Origin of the sequence: Streptomyces sp. NPDC008163 (genome assembly GCF_042956885.1) — a bacterium.
Taxonomy (GTDB): Bacteria; Actinomycetota; Actinomycetes; order Streptomycetales; family Streptomycetaceae; genus Streptomyces; species Streptomyces drozdowiczii_A.
This window is the reverse complement of the sequence record NZ_JBIBHG010000002.1, coordinates 331,460-352,633: the sequence shown is the minus strand read 5'-3', so window position 1 is coordinate 352,633 and position 21,174 is coordinate 331,460. Positions and strand designations below refer to the sequence as shown.

At 74.7% G+C, this 21,174-nt stretch carries 22 protein-coding genes; 8 read left to right on the top strand and 14 right to left on the bottom strand.

Features of this window, described 5'->3' with window-relative positions:
• The first annotated feature begins 213 nt into the window (after positions 1-213).
• The 7 genes from ACFZAT_RS06705 to ACFZAT_RS06675 are packed head-to-tail and all read left to right on the top strand — an operon-like array spanning position 214 to position 8,078.
• On the top strand, positions 214-1,497 hold the full coding sequence (locus ACFZAT_RS06705) for an ADP-ribosylglycohydrolase family protein (RefSeq protein ID WP_391261701.1): 1,284 nt from the start codon (positions 214-216) through the stop codon (positions 1,495-1,497).
• On the top strand, positions 1,494-2,687 hold the full coding sequence (locus tag ACFZAT_RS06700; RefSeq protein WP_391261073.1) for an ADP-ribosylglycohydrolase family protein: 1,194 nt from the start codon (positions 1,494-1,496) through the stop codon (positions 2,685-2,687). The genes ACFZAT_RS06705 and ACFZAT_RS06700 overlap by 4 nt, the downstream gene beginning before the upstream one ends.
• On the top strand, positions 2,614-3,816 hold the full coding sequence (locus ACFZAT_RS06695) for an ADP-ribosylglycohydrolase family protein (protein ID WP_391261072.1): 1,203 nt from the start codon (positions 2,614-2,616) through the stop codon (positions 3,814-3,816). The genes ACFZAT_RS06700 and ACFZAT_RS06695 overlap by 74 nt, the downstream gene beginning before the upstream one ends.
• Positions 3,813-5,192 carry an ADP-ribosylglycohydrolase family protein gene (locus ACFZAT_RS06690; RefSeq protein ID WP_391261068.1) on the top strand — a complete coding sequence of 460 codons (1,380 nt, stop codon included), beginning with the start codon at positions 3,813-3,815 and terminating at the stop codon, positions 5,190-5,192. The genes ACFZAT_RS06695 and ACFZAT_RS06690 overlap by 4 nt, the downstream gene beginning before the upstream one ends.
• Positions 5,189-6,073, top strand: coding sequence for a ribokinase (gene rbsK, locus ACFZAT_RS06685; protein WP_391261066.1), 885 nt, complete (start codon positions 5,189-5,191; stop codon positions 6,071-6,073). Before ACFZAT_RS06690 ends, rbsK begins: the two co-directional genes overlap by 4 nt.
• Positions 6,070-7,269, top strand: coding sequence for a CoA transferase (locus tag ACFZAT_RS06680; protein ID WP_391261064.1), 1,200 nt, complete (start codon positions 6,070-6,072; stop codon positions 7,267-7,269). Before rbsK ends, ACFZAT_RS06680 begins: the two co-directional genes overlap by 4 nt.
• Complete coding sequence (locus ACFZAT_RS06675) at positions 7,266-8,078, top strand: aldolase/citrate lyase family protein (protein ID WP_391261061.1); 813 nt, start codon at positions 7,266-7,268, stop codon at positions 8,076-8,078. Before ACFZAT_RS06680 ends, ACFZAT_RS06675 begins: the two co-directional genes overlap by 4 nt.
• A gap of 155 nt (positions 8,079-8,233) precedes the next feature.
• On the opposite strand, the gene lgt is transcribed toward ACFZAT_RS06675, so the two are convergent.
• The 11 genes from lgt to hisI form a co-directional block, all read right to left on the bottom strand.
• Positions 8,234-9,199 carry a prolipoprotein diacylglyceryl transferase gene (gene lgt, locus ACFZAT_RS06670; RefSeq protein WP_391261058.1) on the bottom strand — a complete coding sequence of 322 codons (966 nt, stop codon included), beginning with the start codon at positions 9,197-9,199 and terminating at the stop codon, positions 8,234-8,236.
• A 105-nt stretch (positions 9,200-9,304) separates the two neighbouring features.
• Positions 9,305-10,123: a thioredoxin domain-containing protein gene (locus ACFZAT_RS06665; RefSeq protein WP_391261055.1), complete on the bottom strand. Its 819-nt coding sequence runs from the start codon at positions 10,121-10,123 to the stop codon at positions 9,305-9,307.
• Between the two features lie 75 nt (positions 10,124-10,198).
• Positions 10,199-11,011, bottom strand: coding sequence for a tryptophan synthase subunit alpha (gene trpA / locus ACFZAT_RS06660; protein WP_391261053.1), 813 nt, complete (start codon positions 11,009-11,011; stop codon positions 10,199-10,201).
• Positions 11,008-12,294, bottom strand: a complete 1,287-nt coding sequence (gene trpB, locus ACFZAT_RS06655) for a tryptophan synthase subunit beta (RefSeq protein WP_391261051.1) — start codon at positions 12,292-12,294, stop codon at positions 11,008-11,010. Before trpB ends, trpA begins: the two co-directional genes overlap by 4 nt.
• Positions 12,295-12,412: 118 nt before the next feature.
• A complete protein-coding gene (gene trpM, locus ACFZAT_RS06650) occupies positions 12,413-12,577 on the bottom strand; it encodes a tryptophan biosynthesis modulator TrpM (RefSeq protein WP_365685313.1) in 165 nt (54 codons plus the stop codon).
• A gap of 7 nt (positions 12,578-12,584) precedes the next feature.
• Positions 12,585-13,394, bottom strand: a complete 810-nt coding sequence (trpC, locus tag ACFZAT_RS06645; protein ID WP_391261047.1) for an indole-3-glycerol phosphate synthase TrpC — start codon at positions 13,392-13,394, stop codon at positions 12,585-12,587.
• Between the two features lie 127 nt (positions 13,395-13,521).
• Entirely contained in the window at positions 13,522-13,956 is a 435-nt protein-coding gene (locus ACFZAT_RS06640) for a DUF2752 domain-containing protein (protein ID WP_391261699.1), read from the bottom strand.
• Positions 13,957-14,102: 146 nt separating this feature from the next.
• Positions 14,103-14,351, bottom strand: a complete 249-nt coding sequence (locus ACFZAT_RS06635) for an HGxxPAAW family protein (protein ID WP_391261696.1) — start codon at positions 14,349-14,351, stop codon at positions 14,103-14,105.
• Between the two features lie 122 nt (positions 14,352-14,473).
• A complete protein-coding gene (locus tag ACFZAT_RS06630; protein ID WP_391261044.1) occupies positions 14,474-15,130 on the bottom strand; it encodes a TIGR02234 family membrane protein in 657 nt (218 codons plus the stop codon).
• Between the two features lie 61 nt (positions 15,131-15,191).
• The gene (locus tag ACFZAT_RS06625) at positions 15,192-16,679 is read right to left on the bottom strand and encodes an anthranilate synthase component I (protein ID WP_391261042.1); all 1,488 of its coding nucleotides are present in this window, start codon (positions 16,677-16,679) and stop codon (positions 15,192-15,194) included.
• 11 nt (positions 16,680-16,690) lie between these two features.
• A complete protein-coding gene (gene hisI / locus ACFZAT_RS06620; RefSeq protein WP_391261039.1) occupies positions 16,691-17,074 on the bottom strand; it encodes a phosphoribosyl-AMP cyclohydrolase in 384 nt (127 codons plus the stop codon).
• An 85-nt stretch (positions 17,075-17,159) separates the two neighbouring features.
• Between hisI and ACFZAT_RS06615 the strand changes: the two genes are divergently transcribed.
• Entirely contained in the window at positions 17,160-17,792 is a 633-nt protein-coding gene (locus ACFZAT_RS06615) for a TIGR03085 family metal-binding protein (RefSeq protein ID WP_391261036.1), read from the top strand.
• Between the two features lie 41 nt (positions 17,793-17,833).
• Here the strand turns inward: ACFZAT_RS06615 and ACFZAT_RS06610 are convergent, their stop codons facing one another.
• The 3 genes from ACFZAT_RS06610 to ACFZAT_RS06600 form a co-directional block, all read right to left on the bottom strand.
• The gene (locus ACFZAT_RS06610; RefSeq protein ID WP_391261033.1) at positions 17,834-19,081 is read right to left on the bottom strand and encodes an MFS transporter; all 1,248 of its coding nucleotides are present in this window, start codon (positions 19,079-19,081) and stop codon (positions 17,834-17,836) included.
• 24 nt (positions 19,082-19,105) lie between these two features.
• Positions 19,106-19,693 (bottom strand): helix-turn-helix domain-containing protein, encoded by a 588-nt coding sequence (locus ACFZAT_RS06605; RefSeq protein ID WP_391261031.1) that lies wholly within the window; start codon positions 19,691-19,693, stop codon positions 19,106-19,108.
• A gap of 99 nt (positions 19,694-19,792) precedes the next feature.
• Positions 19,793-21,079, bottom strand: coding sequence for a helix-turn-helix domain-containing protein (locus tag ACFZAT_RS06600; RefSeq protein WP_391261693.1), 1,287 nt, complete (start codon positions 21,077-21,079; stop codon positions 19,793-19,795).
• Positions 21,080-21,174: the final 95 nt, after the last annotated feature.

Below are 21,174 nucleotides of genomic sequence, written 5' to 3'. Positions count from 1 at the left end.
GAGTGGCCCTTTTGTGTGGATAACCGGCCTTCGTCGCGGCTCCGCGTGGAACGGATCCCACAGGCACGAGTACTGGCTCGGTACGAGCGAAGGGTCGACGCGATGGAGACGGTCGCAGGAAATCCGACGGAGCCGCGGGCGGGCGGCACACAGACGGCACGGCTTCCGGACGACCCGGCCCCGGGCGGCCCCCGCGACCGGGCCAGGGGCGCGATGCTCGGCCTCGCGGTCGGCGACGCGCTCGGCGCCCCGGCGGAGAACATGCGGCCCTCGGAGATCCGGCGCCGCTGGGGCCGGATCGAGGGCTTCGTCAGCGACGACCCGGCGGGCACCGACGACACGGAGTACGCGATCTTCTCCGGGCTGCTGCTGGCCCGGCACGGCTCGGAGCTCACCGTCACCGATGTCGAGCGGGCCTGGCGGCTGTGGATCGCCGATCTGGACGAGGGGCCGTTCCGGGGCGCCGGCTTCAGCGAGCGCGGCACGCTGGAGAACCTGCGCCGGGGTCTGGCCGCGCCGATCTCGGCCCAGCACCGGCACGCCTGGAGCGACGGCCTGGCGATGCGGGCCGCGCCCTTCGGCGTCTTCGCGGCCGGCCGCCCCGCCGAGGCGGCCCGCCTGGTGGCGGTCGACGGCCGGGTCAGCCACGAGGGCGAGGGCATCTACGGTGGCCAGGCGGTGGCCGCCGGGGTGGCCGCCGCGATGGCCGGCGCCTCGGTCACCTCGGTGATCGCCGCCGCGCTCTCGGTCGTCCCCATGGACTCCTGGACGGCCCGCTCCCTGCGCCGCGCGGTGACGGCGGCCCAGCGCCCGCACCCCGACCGCCTCACCGGCGAACGCGCGGTCCGCTCGGCCGTGGTGGTCGGCGGCTACCCCTGGACGGACCTGGCCCCGGAGGCGGTCGGCCTCGCCTTCGGCGCGTTCGCCTCGGCCCGCGGCGACTTCCGTACGGCGGTGCTCATGGCGGTCAACATGGGCCGCGACGCCGACACGACGGCCGCGGTGGCGGGGGCCCTCTCCGGCGCCCTGCACGGCGCATCGGCCATCCCCCGCCTCTGGGCGGACGCGATCGGCCCGGTCCGCGGCAGCTGCCTGCCGTCGATGCGCGGATACCACGTGGCGGACGTGGCGGACCTGCTGGTGGCGGGAACCGCCGGGACGGCCACGGCCGGACCACCGCCCCGCACCCCGGCACGGGCCGCGGGTCCGGCCCGGTCGACTGCCCCGGCCGGCCACGCGGGGCACGCCCCGCCGGACACGGACCACCCACCGCACCACACCCCGGCACCGGCCAACACGCCGTACCGGGCGGACCCGGCAGCGCCGCCGAGAGCGGCCGACGCGGCAACAGCCCCCGCCGCCCCGGCGGGCCACGTCGCGGCGGTCCCCGTGGCACCCCCCGGCGGCCCGCCGGGCCACGCGCCGTCCGCCGGGCCGGCGGCGCTCCCCGCCGGGGAGCCGCACCGAAACCTCGGCGCCGGCGCGGTGGACCGGTGAGCGGGGACCGGCGCGCCCGCGTCGAAGGGCTGCTCATCGGGCTGGCCGCCGGGGACGCCGCGGGGTGGCCCGCGGCTCGGCACCGGGCGGCGCGGATGCCGGAGTGGACCCGGCGCCTCACCCGGGAGCTGGACACCTTCGCCGAGCAGAACGCGACGACCACGCTCCCCGTCCCCATCGCGCTCAACCAGCCCCCCGAGCCGCTGCGGCTCGGCCCGTCCGACGACGCCGAGTGGGCGGCGTTCGCGGCGGGGACCGTGCTGGCGGCGGCCGGACCCGGGCGGGTGCGCGCCGCCGTCGCCGGGGCCTGGAACTCCCTCGCCGCCGAGGTCGCCGCCGCCGCGGCGCGCGCCACCGAGGTGGAGGCGGCCGTGCTGCCGCTGCGGGCACGGATCTCGGTGCGGGCCGGGCTCGGGAACCTCGCGGCCGGGCTGCGGCCGCCCGCCACCGGGCACGACAACCCGCACTACTTCGACGACGCGGCGTGCGTCAGGGCGGCCGTGCTGGCGGTCGTCCACCCGGGCGACCCGCTCGCGGCGGCGGAACTCGCGGAGTTCGACGCGCGCTTCACGCAGGACGGCGACGGGGTGCACGGGGCGCGGGCGATGGCCGCCGCGAGCGCCGAGGCGCTGGGCGGGGCGGACGTGGACACGGCCGTGACCGCCGCGCTCGCCCAGCTCCCCGACGGCACCGAGATCGCCCGCAACGCGGCCCACGCGGTCCGGATCGCCCGGGAGTTCGCCGGGGAGCGGGCCGGGGCGTTCGCGCTCGTCCCGGTCCTGGAACACCAGATCGTGGACCACGTCTACAGCTACGGGATCGCCGCCGCCGAAACCGTACCGGTCGCCCTCGCGCTGGCCACCGCGTCGAGGGGCGACATCGCGCAGGCCGTGCCCGCGGCGGCCTGCCTGTCCCGGGTCGCGGACTCCGCGCCCGCCCTGGCCGGGGCGCTGACCGGGGCACTGGGGACCATCCGCTCCGTGCCCGACGGCTGGCGCGAGACCTGCCGGACCCTGGCCGGCTGCGCGCTGCCCCGGTTCGCCGGCATCGATCTGCTGGAACTCGCCGGGCTGCTGGCAGCCACGGAACCGGCCCCCATGGGTGGACAATTCGGGCATGACCTCCACCGTGCCCCTGGCGCCCACGACGTCCCCCTCCCCCACGACAGCCACGACGCCCACGCTCGATGACCGGATCGCCGGCGCTCTCGTCGGCGCCGCCGTCGGCGACGCGCTGGGCGGCCCGGTCGAGGGCCGCTCCCCGGAGCAGATCACGGCCCGGCACGGCGGCAGGATCACCGGGATCGTCGGCCCCTGGGACGGCGACGACTGGCGGACTGCCCGCCCGATCGCCCCGTACCACAAGGGCGATGGGCACGTCACCGACGACACCTTGATGACGCACGCGCTGGTCCGGGTGTACGGGAAGGTGCGCGGCCACCTCGACGCGTACGCGGTCGCCGACCACCTCGTACCGGAGATGATCGGCGAACCGCGCTGGATTCCCGAGCTGGAGGCCGAGGCGCTGCCGCTCCAGCGGGTCTTCCTCGCGGAGAAGTGGATCGTCGCCCGGCTGCACTACGGCCACGTCGACCCGCGCGAGGCGGGCTCCGGAAACATCGTCAACTGCGGTGCGGCGATGTACATCGCCCCGGTCGGCCTGGTGAACGCCGCCCATCCGCGGGCGGCGTACGCCGAGGCGATCGACGTCGCGGGCGCCCATCAGTCGAGTTACGGCAGGGAGGCGGCGGGCGTCTTCGCGGCCGGGGTCGCCGCCGCCTGCGCGCCCGGGGCGACACCCGCCACGGTGGTCGAGGCGTGCCTGGCCCTCGCCAAGGACGGCACCCGCGCCGCGATCGAGGCCGTCTGCGAGGCGGCCTCCCGCCACCGGGACGTCGAGTCGGCGCTCGTCCCGCTGCGCGCGGCCGTCGCCCCCTTCGACACCGTCGGCCCCGACTACCGCGCCCCCTCGCTCGGCGCCCGCCGCCCGTCCCGGCTGCACGCCATCGAGGAGCTGCCGGTCGCCCTCGGCATGCTGCTCGCCGCCGGCGGGGACTACCGGCAGTCGGTCCTCGGCTCGGTCAACTACGGCCGCGACTGCGACTCGATCGCCACCATGAGCGGCGCGCTCGCCGGCGCCCTGCACGGCGAGAGCGCCGTCCCCGCCGACTGGGCGGCCACCGTCGCCGAGGCCAGCCGCCTCGATCTGCGTGCCCCGGCCCGGACCCTGGCCGAGGTGGCCCGCGAGGTGTTCGCCCGGGACACCGCCGCCCGCCGGGCCCACGAGGCCGCCTTCGCCGCGCTGGCGGGCACCCCGTGACCACGGCGGTGCGGGTGACCTGGGTGCAGCCGGAGGACCTGGTGGGCCACGAGCTGCGGCAGGCCGCCGAGGACGGCCGCGACGCGCGCGACATCGCCCGCCGGTGGTACGAGGCCGGCGGCTCCCCCGCCCCGGAGCGCGCCGGAGCCTCGTCCCCCGGCGCCCCGCCCGGGCTGCGCGCGGTCGCCGAACGGCTCCTGGACGAACTCGCCCTGCTGGAATCCCCGCTGGCCGGTGACGAGCCGGACGGCCTGGACGGGATCAGGGCGGCCTGCCCGCAGTGGCCGCACGACCGGCGCGTGCGGCCGGCGGCCCGGGAGCGGCTGCACGCCGCCTGGCTGGGCCGCGCCGCCGGCTGCCTGCTGGGCAAACCGGTCGAGAAGCTGCCGCTGGAAGGCATCCGCGCCCTGGCCCGGGCCACCGGCAACTGGCCGCTGAACACCTGGTTCACCGCCCGGGGCCTGCCCGCCGCGCTGGCCGCCACCTATCCGTGGAACCGGCGCTCCGCACCCACCTCGCTGGCCGAGAACATCGACGGGATGCCCGAGGACGACGACCTCAACCACCCGCTGCTCGCCCTGCTGCTGATCCAGCGTCACGGCACCTCCTTCACCACGGCGGACCTGGCCAGGCTGTGGCTGGACGAGCTCCCGGCCGGGCGCACGTTCACCGCCGAGCGGGTCGCGTACCGCAATCTGCTCGACGGCATCGAGCCCCCGGACACGGCCCGGCACCGCAACCCGTTCCGGGAGTGGATCGGCGCCCAGATCCGGGCCGACGTGCATGGCTGGACCCGGCCCGGCGACCCGGCGGGCGCGGCGGAACAGGCGTACCGCGACGCGGTCCTCACGCACACCGGGAACGGCGTCTACGGCGCGATGTTCACGGCGGCGGCGCTGGCCGAGGCGGCCACCGGCGAGACCGATGTGCACGGCTGCCTGGCCACCGGCCTGCGCGTGGTGCCGCCGCGCTCGCGGTTCGCGGCGGCGGTACGGGACGGCATCGAGGCCGCCCGCGAGGAGCGGGACTTCGATACGGTCGTGGACCGGCTGCACGCGGCGTACGGCAGGTACCACTGGGTGCATGTGCTGCCCAACGCGGCCCTGCTGGCCGCCGCGCTCACCCACGCCGACGGCGACTTCACCGGCTCCGTCTGCAAGGCGGTGTCCGGCGGCTGGGACACCGACTCCAACGGCGCGACCGCCGGTTCGCTCGCCGGACTGCTCGCCGGGCGGCCGGACGCGCTGCCCGACCGGTGGACGACCCCGCTGAAGAACCGGCTCGCCACGTCCGTCCCCGGTTTCGACGGGACCGGCTTCGACACCCTGGCCGCCCTGACCCACCGGCTCACCCACGAGGAGGCACTCCGCCCATGACCAGAATCGCGGTGCTCGGCAGCACCAATATGGATCTTGTGGCCTACGTCGACCGGGCCCCGGAACGCGGCCGGACCGTCACCGGACGGGAGTTCCGCACCGTCCCCGGCGGCAAGGGCGCCAACCAGGCCGTCGCCGCATCCCGCGCGGGCGGTGACGTGCTGATGATCGGCGCGGTCGGCGACGACGAGTACGGCGTACGGATGCGGGAGAACCTGGAGCACTCCGGCGTCGACACCGATCTGCTGCACACCGCCGAGGGCCCCAGCGGCACCGCGCACATCGTGGTCGACGCCAAGGGCTCCAACGCCATCGTGGTCATCCCCGGCGCCAACGGCACCATGACCTCGCTCGGCCCGGGCGAGGTGGCCGCCATCGCCGAGGCGGATCTGCTGCTGCTCCAGCTGGAGCTGCCGATGTCCGCCGTCATCGAGGGCGCCCGCGCCGGTCACGCCCAGGGCGTGCGGACCGTGCTCACCCCCTCCCCCGTGCAGGAGCTGCCCTCCGAGCTCCTGGACCACGTCGACCTGCTGGTCCCCAACGAGCACGAGGCGGCCGAGCTGTCCGGCTACGACGACCCGCACGCGGCGGCGGAGATCCTGCTCGGCCAGGTCCCCGCGGTACTCATCACGCTCGGCTCGAAGGGCAGCCTGTACGCGGCCCGGGGCAGCCGCACCATCCACTTCCCGGCCCCGGACGTCACCGCCGTGGACACCACCGGCGCAGGGGACACCTTCGTCGGCACCCTGGCCGTGGCGCTCGGCGAGGGGCGCCCGATCCCGCAGGCCGTCGCCTGGGCCTCGGCCGCCGCCGCGCTCTGCGTACAGAAACCGGGCGCCTCGGTCTCCATGCCGTACCGCAGCGAAATCGACGGCGCGTGAGCGCCCCCGCGGCGCCGCCGCTCACCGGACTGCGGGTCGTCGACCTCGCCACGCTCTTCGCGGGCCCGCTCTGCGCGACGATGCTGGGCGACTTCGGCGCCGAGGTGATCAAGGTCGAGCATCCGGTCCGCCCCGACCCCTCGCGGGGGCACGGGCCCGCGAAGGACGGCGTGGGCCTGTGGTGGAAGCTCCTCGGCCGCAACAAGCGCAATCTGACGCTCGACCTCTCCGCCCCGGAGGGCCGCGACCTGCTGCTGCGGCTCGCGGCGGACACCGACGTGATCATCGAGAACTTCCGGCCGGGCACGCTGGAGCGGTGGGGCCTCGGTCCCGATGAGCTGCACGCGGTCAACCCCCGCCTGGTGCTGGTGCGCGTCACGGGCTTCGGCCAGTTCGGCCCGTACTCCCACCGGCCCGGCTTCGGGACGCTCGCCGAGGCGATGAGCGGCTTCGCGGCGATCACCGGGGAGCCGGACGGGCCGCCGACCCTGCCGCCGTTCGGCCTGGCCGACTCGATCGCCGCGCTCGCCACGGCGTACGCGGTGATGGCAGCCCTCGCCGGGCGCGACCGGACCGGGGAGGGGCAGGTGGTCGACATGGCGATCATCGAGCCGATCCTGACCGTGCTCGGCCCGCAGCCGCTCTGGTACGACCAGCTCGGTTACGTACAGCCGCGCACCGGGAACCGGTCGCGCAACAACGCCCCGCGCAACACTTACCGCACCTCGGACGGGCAGTGGGTGGCCGTCTCCACCTCCGCGCAGTCCGTCGCGGAACGGGTGATGCGGCTGGTCGGGCGGGCGGACCTGATCGACGAGCCGTGGTTCGCCTCGGGCGCCACCCGCGCCGAGCACAGCGACGAGCTGGACGAGGCCGTGGGCCACTGGATCGCCCGGCACAGCCGGGAGGAGGCGCTGTCCGCGTTCGAGAAGGCGGAGGCCGCCATCGCCCCCATCCACGACGTGCGGGACGTGATGGAGGACCCGCAGTACCGGGCGCTGGACTCGGTCACCGAAGTGGACGATCCGGAGCTGGGTCCGCTGCGGATGCAGAACGTCCTCTTCCGGCTCTCCCGGACCCCGGGCGCGATCCGCTGGACGGGCCGCCCGCACGGGGCCGACACCGAGGAGATCCTGACCGAGCTGGGGCTGAGCGGGCCCGAGATCTCGGCGCTGCGGGCGGAGCGGGTGCTGTGAGCGCGGCGGCCCCCCTCACCCTGCTGTACGTGCCCGGCGACCGGCCGGACGTCGTGCGCAAGGCGGCCGCCTCGGGGGCGGACGTGGTGATCGTGGACCTGGAGGACGCGGTCGCCCCCGACCGCAAGGAGTACGCGCGTGCCGCGACGGTGGAGCTGCTGTCGGACCCGCCGGCCGACACCGCGCCGCCGACGCATGTCCGGGTCAACGACGAGGCGGACGTGCTGGCGCTGGCCGGGCTGCCGGGGCTCGGCGGGCTGCGGCTGCCGAAGATCACCCACGCCGCGTCCGTCCACCACATCGCGGCGCGGGCCCCCGGGGTGGACCTGTGCCCGCTCCTGGAGTCGGCCCTCGGCATCGAGCACGCGTATTCGGTGGCCTCCGCCCACCCCCAGGTCCGCGCCATCGCCCTGGGCGAGGCGGACCTCCGGGCGGATCTGGGGGTACGGGAGGACGCGGGGCTCGACTGGTCGCGCAGCCGGGTGGTGGTCGCCGCCCGGGCGGCGGGCCTGGCGCCGCCCACGCAGTCGGTGTTCGCGGACGTCCGGGACCTGGACGGCCTCTGGTCCTCCTGCGCCCACGGCCGGGCGCTGGGCTTCCTGGGCCGGGCGGCGATCCATCCCCGCCAGCTCCCGGTGATCGAACGCGCCTTCCGCCCGACGCCGCAGGAGGTCGAAGCGGCCTGGGAGATCGTGGAGGCGGCCCGCGACCAGGCAGGCGCCCAGGCCCTCCCGGACGGCCGCTTCGTCGACGCGGCGGTGGTTGCGCAGGCGCGGCGGACGCTGGCGCTGGCCCAGCGGAAGCGGTGACCCGGCGCTCCGCCTGAACGCTGTGTCCTCGATCGCCGGACGGGCTGGATTTCCGCCGCACCCCCACATCGGGCCCGTCCGGCGATCGAGGACACCCCACGACGGCGAAGGGGCCGCCGAATACCTCGGCGGCCCCTTGCTCAGCTTGCGCGGCGTCAGCCCTTCGCGGTCTCCGCCGTACCGTCCGCCTTCGGCGCAACCGCGTCCTCGTCCGCGTCCGCCTTCGGCGCATCGGTGTCCGCCTGCGCGGCCTCCGGCTCGTCCGCCTCGGACGCGTCCGCGTCGTCCGTCTTGTCCGAGGGCTCCGGCGCCCCGGGCTCGACGATCTCCTCGCGGCCCGGGCGGACCTTCGCCGAGACCACGATGTACGTCACCGCGAGCACGAACACGATCAGCGCGGTCCACACGTTGAGCCGCAGGCCCAGGATGTGATGGGCCTCGTCCACGCGCATGTACTCGATCCACGCGCGCCCCGCGCAGTACGCCGCGACGTACAGCGCGAACGCCCGCCCGTGGCCGAGCTTGAAGCGGCGGTCGGCCCAGACCACCAGGAGGGCCACGCCGACGCACCACAGCGACTCGTACAGGAAGGTCGGGTGGTAGGTGCCGGCCACCCGGTTCGGGCCGTCGCTGATCTTCAGCGCCCACGGGACGTCGGTCGCCTTGCCGTACAGCTCCTGGTTGAACCAGTTGCCCCAGCGGCCGCACGCCTGGGCGAGGGCGATGCCGGGGGCGAGGGCGTCGGCCCAGGCGGGCAGCGGGATCCCGCGGCGGCGGCAGCCGATCCAGGCACCGACCGCGCCCAGCGCGATCGCACCCCAGATGCCGAGGCCGCCCTGCCAGATCTTGAAGGCGTCGACCCAGTCCTCACCGTCGCTGAAATACAGCTGGTAGTCGGTGATGACGTGGTAGAGCCGGCCGCCGACAAGCCCGAAGGGCACGGCCCAGACGGCGATGTCGGCAACGGTGCCGGCGGTGCCTCCTCGGGCGACCCAGCGCTTGTTGCCGAACCAGACGGCGACGAAGACACCGATGATGATGCAGAACGCGTAGCCGCGGAGCGGGATCGGTCCGAGATCGATCACGCCGGTCGACGGGCTGGGAATGTAGGCAAGGTTCATGGCAGCGTCGACGCTACCCTGCCGGGCGGGAGGTAGGACAACCCGCCCGGCAACGTCTGGGTAACGAGCGGGTCATCGATCGCCCGACCGGCCCTGCTGCAGGCCTTACGGCGTCGCCGTGGCGGTGGCCGGTTTCTTGCCCTTGTTGGCCTCGGCGACCCACTTCTTCAGATTGGCCACGGTGATCGGCTCGTCGCCCTTCTTCGGGAAGATCGACTCCCCGTTGAGCAGGGCCGTCGGCGTGCCCTGGAAGCCGCCGTCGCTGAAGGCCTTGTTGGACTTCTCCACCCACGCGTCGTGCTTGCCGTCCTCGACACAGCCGCGGAAGTCGGGCGTGTCCAGGCCGGGCACCTTCTTGGCGAGCTCGATCAACTTGTCGTTGTCACCGAAGGCGTCCTCGGTCTCCGCCGGCTGGTTGCTGTACAGCACGTCGTGGTAGGCGGAGAACTTGCCGGCGTCCTGCGCGCAGGCGGCCGCGTTGGCCGCCTTGAGGGAGCCGCTGCCGCCCATGTTGCCGTCGATGATCGTGGCGAGGTGGTAGTCGACCTTGATCTGGCCGTCGCGCTCCATCTCGTGGATCGTGTCGCGGAACGCGGTCTCGAACTGGGCGCAGACCGGGCAGCGGAAGTCCTCCCAGATGGTGAGGGTGGACGGGGCGTCGTCCGCGCCGACCCGGATGGCCAGGGCGTCCTTGCCGGTCGCTCCGGACGGGGCGACGGCGGGGCCGGACGCCTTGGACTTGTCGCTCTTGCCGCCGGTGTTCGCCGCGATCACGCCGACGACGGCGGCCAGGCCCAGGACCCCCACCACGGCCGTGGACACGATCAGCGTGCGGCGCCGGCGGTCGCGCGCCTTCGCCTGCTCGCGCTGCTGGATCAGCCGGTCTCGCGCGGCCCTCTTACCCTGTTCGTTCTTCTCGCTCACACCGCGCAAACGACCCGGGGAGGCACTCGCGTGCCTCCCCGGACCGAGGTCCACCCGTTCGGGTTACCCCAGGTGTCAGCGCTTTCGAACACCTTCGGCAAGCTCGGCCGCCAGTGAACGGACACCGGCGAGCCCGGCCGCCTCGTCGGGGGCGTCCAGCATGCACTTGACGAACGCCGAGCCGACGATGACGCCGTCGGCGAAGCCGGCGACCTCCGCGGCCTGGGCGGCGTCGGACACGCCGAGGCCGACGCAGACCGGCAGCTCGGTGGTGGCCCGGGTCCGCCGGACCAGGTCCTGGGCCTGCGCGCCGACCGAGGCGCGGGTGCCGGTGACGCCCATCAGGGACGCGGCGTAGACGAAGCCGGAGCCCGCGTCGGTGATGGTGGCGATCCGCTCGTCCTTGCTGCTGGGCGCGACGACGAAGACGGTGGCCAGGCCGTGCCGCTCCGCGTGCTCGCGCCACAGCGCGGACTCCTGGACCGGCAGGTCGGGCAGGATGCACCCGGCGCCGCCCGCCTCGGCCAGCTCGGCCGTGAACCGCTCGATGCCGTACCGGTCGATCGGGTTCCAGTACGTCATGATCAGGATCGGCGCCCCGGTGGCCTCGTGGGCCTCGCGCACCGAGCGCATCACGTCGGCGATCCGCACGCCGCCGCGCAGCGCGATGTCGTCGGCGGTCTGGATGACCGGGCCGTCGAGCACCGGGTCGCTGTGCGGCAGCCCCACCTCGATGACGTCGGCGCCGCCCGCGACGGCGGCCTTGATGGCCTCGATGCCGCCGTCGACGGTCGGGAAGCCGGCCGGCAGGTACGCGATGAGCGCCGCCCGGTTCTCGGCCCGCGCGGCGGCAAGCGTGCTGTTCAGCAGTTCGATGTTGCCGCTCACTGCGCGTCCCCCTCGATCTCCGCGTTCCGGCTGCCGGCGTCGGCCTCGACGGCCGCGTCGGTGTCGTACAGCCCGAAGTAGCGGGCCGCCGTGTCCATGTCCTTGTCGCCGCGCCCGGAGAGGTTGACCAGGATCAGCCCGTCCTTGCCCAGCTCCTTGCCGACCTCCAGGGCCCCGGCCAGCGCGTGCGCGCTCTCGATGGCCGGGATGATGCCCTCGGTACGGGAGAGCAGGCGCAGCGCCTGCATCGCCGCGTCGTCGGTGACGGCGCGGTACTCGCCCCGGCCCACGTCCTTGAGGTAGGCGTGCTCGGGGCCGATGCCCGGGTAGTCCAGACCGGCCGAGATGGAGTACGGCTCGGTGATCTGGCCCTCGTCGTCCTGGAGGACATAGCTGCGCGAGCCGTGCAGGATGCCGGGCTCGCCCGCGGTCAGGGTCGCCGCATGCTCGCCGGTCTCCACGCCGTGCCCTGCGGGCTCGCAGCCGATGAGGCGGACGTCCGCGTCGGGCACGAAGGCGTGGAAGAGGCCGATGGCGTTGGAGCCGCCGCCGACACAGGCCACGGCGGCGTCCGGCAGCCGGCCGGCCTGCTCCAGGATCTGCCGTCTGGCCTCGACGCCGATGACGCGGTGGAAGTCGCGGACCATCGCCGGGAAGGGGTGCGGGCCGGCCACCGTACCGAAGAGGTAGTGGGTGCGGTCCACGTTGGCGACCCAGTCGCGGAACGCCTCGTTGATGGCGTCCTTGAGGGTGCGGGAGCCGGACTTCACGGCGATGACCTCGGCGCCGAGCATCCGCATGCGCGCCACGTTCAGCGCCTGGCGCTGGGTGTCGATCTCGCCCATGTAGATGGTGCAGTCGAGGCCGAAGAGGGCGCAGGCGGTCGCGGTGGCGACGCCGTGCTGCCCTGCGCCGGTCTCCGCGATCACACGGGTCTTGCCCATGCGCCGGGTCAGCAGCGCCTGCCCCAGCACGTTGTTGATCTTGTGCGAGCCGGTGTGGTTGAGGTCCTCGCGCTTGAGGAAGACGCGAGCGCCGCCGGCATGCTCGGCGAAGCGCGTCACCTCGGTGAGGGCGCTGGGCCGTCCGGTGTAGTGGACCATCAGCTCGCCGAGCTCGGCCGCGAACGCGGGGTCGGCCTTGGCCTTCTCGTACTCGACGGCGACCTCGTCCACGGCGGCGACCAGCGCCTCCGGGATGAACTTGCCGCCGTACGCGCCGAAGTAGCCCTCGGCGCTGGGGATCAGACCCTCCGGGTCCGGGATGAAGAAGTCGGAAGACATGCGGAACGTGCTCCTCGTCGTCACAGGGGTGGTCGCACCGTCTGCGCCGTGAGCGGAGCGCCGCCCCGGTCCGGGACCGGGGCGGTTTCGGGCACGCGGGAAGGCGGCCGGGCTCGCTCTACAGCGCGCGTCCCGTGCGCCATCGCATGCCGTTGACCTGACCGGGCTCGGCACCGATCACGTACCGCACCCGCCGGCCGTGCACCCGGCGCGCGGGCGCCCGGCAGCCGCGGTGCCACGAGGGCAGCGCGCAGCGCATCGGCTCGGGGTGCGGGAGGGACACGGCGGGGTCAGCCCCGTCCGTGGCGCAGGGCCGGGTGGGCGCCGGCGGCGACGAGGTCGGCGACGGCGGTCCGCGGGTCGCGGCCGGTGACCAGGGACTCGCCGACCAGCACGGCGTCGGCGCCGGCGTTGGCGTAGGCGATCAGGTCGTGCGGGCCGCGGACGCCGGACTCGGCGACCTTGACGATGTGGTCCGGGATCTCGGGGGCGACGCGCTCGAAGGTGGAGCGGTCGACCTTGAGGTCCTTGAGGTTGCGCGCGTTGACGCCGATGATCCGGGCCCCGGCCTCGGCGGCGCGCTCGGCCTCCTCCTCGTCGTGCGCCTCGACCAGCGGCGTGAGGCCGATGGACTCGGCGCGCTCGATGAGGGAGACCAGCGCCTCCTGTTCGAGGGCGGCGACGATCAGCAGCACGAGGTCGGCGCCGTAGGCGCGCGCCTCCCACAGCTGGTACGAGGTGACGATGAAGTCCTTGCGGAGGACGGGGATGTCGACCTTGGCGCGGACGGCCTCCAGGTCGGCCAGCGAGCCGCCGAAGCGGCGCTCCTCGGTGAGGACCGAGATGACGGAGGCACCGCCGGCCTCGTAGTCCGCGGCGAGCGCGGCCGGGTCGGCGATGGCGGCCAGCGCGCCCTTGGAGGGGCTGGAGCGCTTGACCTCGCAGATGACGGTCACGCCCTCGCCGCGCAGCGCGGCGACGCCGTCCTTGGCCCGGGGGGCACGGGCGGCGCGTTCCTTGAGCTCGTCGAGGCTGACGCGCGCCTGCCGCTCCGCGAGGTCGGCGCGTACGCCGTCGATGATCTCGTCGAGCACACTCACGCGAGCGGCCCCCTTCCGGAACGGTGACAAAAAAACCTAACAGGCCACAGGATCAGCCACTCCGATGTTATCCGCAGGAGGGCGCTGGGCCCGCATCCGGCCTGCGGCTGTCCCACTACCTGGGACTTCACGGAGCGAGCGCGGAGCCGAAGGGAAGGTTCCGGATGACGGTGAAGAGCAGCAGTACGGCGCCGACCGCCCACCAGTGCACGGGTCGCAGCCCGATCCGCAGGGGCTTTCCGCGAGCCTCGCGGATCAGCCATACGGCCCACAGCACGGCGAAGATCCCGTACCCGACGACGGCGAGCGCGTTGGCGCCGAAGGCGGCGGCCAGGTCGCCGGTGGCGAAGTCGTGTGCGCTGCGGAGGCCACCACAGCCGGGGCAGTAGATGCCGGTGAGGCGCAGCAGCGGGCAGACGGGGTAGTGGCCGGGCTCGTTCGGGTCGACGGTGGCGACGTAGGCGAAGGCGCCGACGACGGCAGCGAGCACGCCGGCCGGAACGGCGATCCGCCGCAGCCGCGAGGCACCGGCGGGGGCCGTCGGGAAGAGCGGGGCCCGCACGGGCGCGAAGGGCGGCGGGACCGGGGCGGGGTCCGACGGGGCGGCGGAGGGGGTTGGCGTTGCGTCCACCCGGTGATTGTCGCCGCTGACGCGGAAAGGCGCAGCCCGGTCCGGGCCGCGCCTTTCCGGCGTACGTGGTGCGGGGGTCAGGAGGTCTGCGCCTGGCCGGCGCGCGCCCGGGCGGCCGTCAGCTCGGCCGGCTCCTTCGGCATGCCGAGGCCCGCGGCCTTCATCCCGAGGCCGACGACACCACCGAGCAGGACGACGGCCATGCCGGCCCAGAAGCCGAGCGGGTTGGCCGCGACCATGAAGACGCCCGCGACGCAGAAGCCGATGAAGGCGATGATGACACCGGTCCAGGCGGCCGGGGTGTGTCCGTGGCTGCTGCCCGCCATGAGTTGCTCCTCGTTGGTGTTGCGCTGTTGGAATCGCTCGGGTCGCTGTACCGACGGCCCGTGCCGCTGTGCCAGCTCACCGTCATTGTCCCGTACGTGCGGGTAGGACGTGAGCTGGGGGGTCATGCCTCGCGCGTCGGGTCCTCGCCGCGGTCCAGGGCCTTCCACAGGTCTTCGGGCCGGTCGGGGTCGAGCGGGCGCGGGGCCTTGCGGGGGCGGGGGGTGCCGTCGCGTTCGTAGCGGCCGGACATCGTGGGCCACCGGCTGCCGTAGCGCAGGGCGAGCAGCCCGGCGAGCAGGATCAGCAGGCCGCCGGTGGCCGTGACGTACGGCCAGGCGGTGTGGCTGAGGGCCGTGATGGTGGCGGCGCTGTCGCCGCTGGTCTGCGCGGCCTTCTCGTCCAGCGCCCCGCTGTCGGACGCGCCGATGAAGGCGCTGAGCGCGGCGCCGAGTCCGCTGAGCGCGAGGAGTCCGGCGACCACGCGCCGGCCGCCGCCGCGTACGGCGAAGACGGCGACGAGGGCGGCCAGGCCGACGATCGCGAGGGCGGCCGGGAGTCCGGTGACGTCCTGCCCGTCGGCGCTCAGCGGGAGGCTGCCGCCGCCGACGGGGGCCTTGCCCTCGGCCCAGGTCTGCCCGGAGGCGAGCAGGACGACGGTCGCACCGGCCGCCCCGAGGAGCAGGCCGGCTGCCAGGGTGCGGCGGCTCCCCGCACTGTCGGGCGCGGCGGCGGCTTCGGTACGGGGCTGGGGTACGGGGACGGCACTCACGTACTCCACTATCCCTCACCGGCCCGCAACGCCCCACCGCGCCCCTGGCCGGGACGCGTGGGGGTGGGGCTCAGGCGCCGCCGAGGCGGTTGGCGGTGTGGACGGCGCGGAGGACGGCCGCCGCCTTGTTGCGGCACTCGGTGTCCTCGGCGACCGGGTCGGAGTCGGCGACGACACCCGCGCCCGCCTGGACGTACGCGGTGCCGTCGCGGAGCAGGGCGGTGCGGATGGCGATGGCGGTGTCGGAGTCCCCGGCGAAGTCGAGATAGCCGACGCAGCCCCCGTACAGGCCCCGGCGGGTGGGTTCCAGCTCCTCGATGATCTGGAGCGCGCGGGGCTTGGGGGCGCCGGAGAGGGTGCCGGCGGGGAAGCAGGCGGTCAGCACGTCGAAGGCGGTGCGGCCCTCGGCGACCTTGCCGGTGACGGTGGAGACGATGTGCATCACGTGCGAGTAGCGCTCGATGGACATGAAGTCGACCACCTCGACGCTGCCCGGTTCGCAGACCCGGCCCAGGTCGTTGCGGCCGAGGTCGACCAGCATCAGGTGCTCGGCGCGCTCCTTGGGGTCGGCGAGGAGTTCGTCGGCGAGAGCCTGGTCCTCCTGCGGGGTGGCGCCGCGGTGCCGGGTCCCGGCGATGGGGTGGACCATGGCCCGGCCGTCCTCGACCTTGACCAGGGCCTCGGGGCTGGACCCGGCGACGTCGAAGCCGTCGAACCGGAAGAGGTACATGTAGGGCGAGGGGTTGGTGGCGCGCAGCACCCGGTAGACGTCGAGGGCGCTCGCGGTGCACGGGGTCTCGAAGCGCTGGGAGGGCACCACCTGGAAGGCTTCGCCGGCCCGGATGCGCTCCTTCACGTCCTCGACGGCGTCCTGGTAGGCCGGGCCGCCCCAGAGCGCGGTGTACGGGGGCAGCTCGGAGGGCGGCAGGGCGGCGGGGGCGTTCTCGACGGGGCGCCGCAGGTCGCGCTCCATCGCGTCGAGCCGGGCGACGGCGTCGGTGTGCGCCTCGTCCACCCCGGTGGCCAGGTCGTTGTGGTTGATGGCGTTGGCGATGAGCAGGACGCTGCCGTCCCAGTGGTCCAGGACCGCCAGGTCGGAGGTGAGCAGCATGGTGAGCTCGGGCAGTTTCAGGTCGTCGCCGCCGCTCTCGCCGATCTTCTCCAGGCGGCGCACGATGTCGTAGCCGAGGTAGCCGACCATGCCGCCGGTGAAGGGCGGGAGGCCGGATTCCCGGTCGTGCGGGGTGTGCAGGGCCTCGATGGTGGCGCGCAGGGCGTGCAGCGGGTCGCCGTCGACGGGGACGCCGACGGGCGGGGTGCCGAGCCAGTGGGCCTCGCCGTCGCGGGTGGTCAGCGTGGCGGCGCTGCGTACGCCGATGAAGGAGTAGCGCGACCAGGTGCGGCCGTTCTCGGCGGATTCCAGGAGGAAGGTGCCGGTGCGCTCGCCCGCCAGCTTGCGGTAGAGCCCGACGGGGGTGTCGCCGTCCGCGAGGAGGCGGCGGGTGACGGGGATGACGCGCCGGTCGACGGCCAGCTTGCGGAAGGTGTCGAGGTCCATGGCGGGAGACCCTACTGTCCGAGAAAGAGGACGTCGGCGTCGAAGCAGGTGCGGTCGCCGGTGTGGCAGGCGGCACCGGTCTGGTCGACCTTGACGAGGACGGTGTCGGCGTCGCAGTCCAGGGCCACGGACTTGACCAGCTGGATGTGGCCCGAGGTGTCGCCCTTGACCCAGTACTCCTGGCGGCTGCGGGACCAGTAGGTGCAGCGGCCGGTGGTGAGGGTGCGGTGCAGCGCCTCGTCGTCCATCCAGCCCAGCATCAGTACCTCGCCGGTGTCGTACTGCTGGGCGACGGCCGGGACCAGCCCGTCGGCGCCGCGCTTGAGGCGGGCGGCGACGGAGGGGTCGAGGTCGCTGGCGGTGCGGGGGGTGCCGGGCTGGGGCGTGCTGCTCATGGGCTCCATTGTGCCGTGGTGGCGAGGGGTGTCCGGGCGGGCGTCCACTGGGCGGACGGGGCACGGCGGTCGTACGCTGGCGGGCATGTCGACCCATGCGAAGCGCGAACGTCTTCTGCTCGCCGACCTGTTGGAGGCGGCGGGTCCGCAGGCCCCGACGCTGTGCCACGGCTGGACGGCCCGTGATCTCGCGGCCCATGTGGTGGTGCGGGAGCGGCGGCCGGACGCCGCGGCGGGGACGCTCATCGGGCCGCTGAAGGGCCGCCGGGACCGGGTGATGGCCGAGTTCACCGAGAAGCCGTACGAGGAGCTGATCCAGCTCATCCGGACCGGCCCGCCCCGGATGTCCCCGTTCGGCCTGAAGCAGCTGGACGAGGCGGCGAACACGGTGGAGTTCTACATCCATACGGAGGACGTGCGCCGGGCGCAGCCGGAGTGGACGCCCCGTGAGCTGGACCCGGTCTTCGCGGACGCGCTGTGGGCGCGTACGGAGAAGGCGGCGCGGATGCTGGGCCGGAAGGCGCCCGTGGGCCTGGTGCTGCGCCGCCCGGACGGGCAGACCGCGGTGGCGCACCGGGGGACGCCGGTGGTGACGGTGACCGGTGAGCCGGGCGAACTGCTGCTGTTCGCGTTCGGGCGGCAGGACGCGGCCCGGGTGGAGCTGGAGGGCGAACCGGACGCGATCGGCCGGGTGACCCGGGCGAAGCTCGGCATGTGACCCGCGTACGCCCCGGTCCGTGACCCGCGTGCACGCCCCGGTCAGCGGGGGAGTTCCGCCCGGCGGAGCGGGGCGAGGACGAGGCCGGTGACCGCACCGGCGGCGCACAGGGCGGCGCTGGCGACGAAGACCGGGCCGGTGCCCCAGAGGGCGACGGCGGCGCCGGTGACGGGGTAGCTGAGCGGCGCGAGCGCGTGCGTGAAGAGCGTGGAGACCGAGGTGACGCGGCCGAGGTAGGCCGGGTCGGTGACGGTCTGCGTGAGCGCGCCGCAGAGCGAGCCGCCGAGACCGGCGAAGAGTCCGACGAGGACCGCGACGGCCGCGGCGAGCGGTACGGACGGCACGTACGCCAGGGCCGCGATGGCGAGGGCCCCGACGAGGACGGTCAGGCACATGACCAGTCCGGCCCTGGGCACCCGGCCCCGTACGGCGAGAAGGAGGGCGGAGGCGCCCGCGCCGACGCCGAAGGCGGCGACGACCCAGCCCATGCCGGAGGCGCCCCAGCCGCGTTCGCCGCTGAGCAGGATGAGGCCGAGGTTGAGGGGCCCGACGAAGCCGAGTTCGCTGACGGCGACGACGAGCATCAGGGGCCCGAGGAGCGGGTGGCGGCGGATGTGGCGCAGCCCGTCCGCCAGTTCGCGCCAGGCCGTGCCGGTGGGCGCCGCCGTTTCCGGTGCGGGCAGCGGGCGCATGCGTACGGCCAGCAGGAGCGGGAGCGACACGGCGAAGAGGATGCCGGCCGCGCCGAAGGCGAGGACCGGGCCGCCGAGGGCGACGGCGACGCCGCCGAGCGGGGCGCCGACCACGTTGGCGGTCCGGGCGGCGAGGCCGCGCATGCCCTGGACGCGGGCGAGCTGGGACGCGGCGGTGATCCGGGGCGGCAGGGCGCCGACGGCGGGCAGGAAGAGGGCTTCGACGGCGCCGAAGACGAGCGCGACGGCGATCAGCATCCACACCGTGGGCGAGGTGAGGAGCAGGGCCCCGGCGAGGCCGAGGATGACCAGGCAGCGGGCGGTGTCGCTGCCGACGACCACGCGGCGCGGCCCGAACCGGTCGGCGAGCACTCCCCCGCCGAGCAGGAGCGCGGCCCGGGGTATGGAGCCCGCGGCGAGCACGAGGCCGGTCTGCGAGGCGTTGCCGGTGCGGGCGGCGGCCCAGGCGAGGGCCATGTAGTACACGCTGTCGCCGATCATGGACGCGGTGTACGCGCCGAGCCAGCGCAGGACGTTGCCGTCGCGGTGGGCCGGGCGGGTGGTGGCCTCGGCGGGGGCGGGCAGGGTCGCGGTCACGGTCTCGTCCTCTCGGGGGGCGGGTCAGGTGCGGAACGGGAAGCCGTACACGTGGAATGCGACGTTCTCGCGGTTCTCGCCGTCGCCGGCCTCCTCACGGGTGCGGCCCTGCTGCTCGTAGCGCTTGATGAGGTCGTTCATCTCCGACGCCAGCGCGGCGAGTTCGTCGGCGGTCAGCCGGGCGAGGAATTCGGAGCTGAAGGCGGCGCGGCGCCACTCGGCGGGCCAGGCGCGGTTCGCGTCGAGGTGGCGGCGGTACATCTCGACGTGCTGGTCGAAGGAGAGCCGGGTGACGGCGGAGTGCGTCGCGGCCTTCTCGGGCGCGTCGCTGAAGTCCTCGTCGTGGAAGGTCAGCCCCTCCGAGGCGGGCTGCCACCAGCGCTCGCGGCCGTCCCGGCCCTGCCGGTCGGCCTCCTCGATCAGCCCGTGGTCGGCGAGCTTGCGCAGGTGGTAGCTGACGAGCGAGACCGCCTCGTCCACCTGCTCGGCGAGCTGGGACGCGGTGGCCTGCCGAGCGATGTAGAGGGCCCGGTAGAGCTTCATCCGCAGGGGGTGCCCGAAGGCCTTGAGGGTGCCGAGGTCGGAGACCCGGCGTGATGCGTCGCTTGCCATGCCCCGATCGTAGATACGAAAGGAAACTTGCGCAATATTTGTTGCGAAAGAAATGTTGCGCTTCCTGGTATGCGGCCGACGGGCGGATCTCGCGGGGTCTCAGCCCGCCAGCAGGCGGCGGGCCGTCAGGGCCAGGGAGACCTCGGTCGCGTCCGAGGGGCGGGTCAGACAGCGGCCGGTGAGCTGTTCGAAGCGGCGGAGGCGGTTGAGGACGGTGTTGCGGTGGCAGTAGAGGCGGGCGCCCGCCCGGGGCGCCGAGCCGTCCGCGTCGAACCAGGCGGTGAGCGTGTCGATGAGCACGCCCCGGTCGGCCGCGTCCAGCCGGTCCAGGGGGCCGAGGACCCGGTCGGCGAGGGCCGCGCCGAGCACCGGGGACGAGACGACCAGGGCGGCGGGCAGCTGCTCGTCCAGCAGGACGGTCCCGCCGCCCGCCGGGCAGGCCCGCAGCGCCGTGTCCGCGAGGCGGCGGGCGTCCCCCACCGCCGCGAGACCGTCCACCGCCGAACCGATACCGGCCCGGGCCCCGGGCGGCACGCACAGTCCGGCGGCCAGCTCGGCGAGTCCGTCCGCCGGGTCCGCGCCGTCGGCCCGGCCCAACGACAGGACGGCGTAATCCGCTTCGGCCCCCGCGTGCCACACCGCCTCGGTGCCGGCGGGCAGTTCGAGGGGCGGGTGCGCCGCGCCGTGCGGGGAGCGGCGGGCGTCGCACAGCGCGAGCACCGCGTACCGGCCGTCCTCCGGCATGCCGAGGGCCGCCGCCGTGTCCGGGAGGTCGGCGACCCGGGCGGTGCCGTCGAGCAGCGCGGCCGTCATCAGGCGGTGCCGGTTCTCCCGGCGCCAGGCGAGGCGGCGCTCGGCCCCGCGATAGGCGTCCGCGACCACCCCGCAGTGCTCGTCCACGAAGTTCCACACGTCCGCGGCGACATGGACGAGGAGCCGGATGTCCTCGGGGTGGCGGCGGGCCGTCTCGTCCACCAGGTCCTGCCAGACCATCGCCCCGCCCATCCGGAACGCGTGCAGCACCGCGTCCAGCGGCACCCCCTGCTCGGCCCGGACCTCGCCGATCCGCCGCGAGGTGCGGTGCGCGGCCTCCCGGAACTCTCGGGGCTGGATGAGCGAACCGACGTTGTGGCGCAGCGACTGGTGCACCTCCTGCCGGATCTCCGCCGGGTCGGCCTCGATCGCCGCGCGATAGCCGGGCTCCCGCTCCCGCAGCGCCTCCACCATCCGGTCCGTCAGCTCCGGGAGCGCCGCCACCAGCACCCGGGCGGCCCGGTGCAGGACGGCGACGGCCTCGCGGTCGGCCAGCGAACGGAAGCGGCGCGGGGCCGGGGCGGCGGGCGGCGGCGCGTGCAGCGCCCTGAGTGGACGTACGACCTGCGGCATGGCGGCCTCCACCGGGATGCGGCCGGTTCGGTGCACGGCCGGTTCCGGCACGCCCCGCCCGGGACGGGGCCGCGGGCGCACCGAATGATCCTGAC

Bases quoted from the DNA above. Each gene is read 5' to 3' on its own strand.
- ACFZAT_RS06705 (WP_391261701.1), top strand. From the start codon at position 214: ATGCTCGGCCTCGCGGTCGGCGACGCGCTCGGCGCCCCGGCGGAGAAC.
- ACFZAT_RS06695 (WP_391261072.1), top strand. From the start codon at position 2,614: ATGACCTCCACCGTGCCCCTGGCGCCCACGACGTCCCCCTCCCCCACG.
- rbsK (WP_391261066.1), top strand. From the start codon at position 5,189: ATGACCAGAATCGCGGTGCTCGGCAGCACCAATATGGATCTTGTGGCC.
- lgt (WP_391261058.1), bottom strand. From the start codon at position 9,199: ATGAACCTTGCCTACATTCCCAGCCCGTCGACCGGCGTGATCGATCTC.
- trpB (WP_391261051.1), bottom strand. From the start codon at position 12,294: ATGTCTTCCGACTTCTTCATCCCGGACCCGGAGGGTCTGATCCCCAGC.
- ACFZAT_RS06635 (WP_391261696.1), bottom strand. From the start codon at position 14,351: ATGGCGGGCAGCAGCCACGGACACACCCCGGCCGCCTGGACCGGTGTC.
- ACFZAT_RS06625 (WP_391261042.1), bottom strand. From the start codon at position 16,679: ATGGACCTCGACACCTTCCGCAAGCTGGCCGTCGACCGGCGCGTCATC.
- hisI (WP_391261039.1), bottom strand. From the start codon at position 17,074: ATGAGCAGCACGCCCCAGCCCGGCACCCCCCGCACCGCCAGCGACCTC.
- ACFZAT_RS06615 (WP_391261036.1), top strand. From the start codon at position 17,160: ATGTCGACCCATGCGAAGCGCGAACGTCTTCTGCTCGCCGACCTGTTG.
- ACFZAT_RS06605 (WP_391261031.1), bottom strand. From the start codon at position 19,693: ATGGCAAGCGACGCATCACGCCGGGTCTCCGACCTCGGCACCCTCAAG.
- ACFZAT_RS06600 (WP_391261693.1), bottom strand. From the start codon at position 21,079: ATGCCGCAGGTCGTACGTCCACTCAGGGCGCTGCACGCGCCGCCGCCC.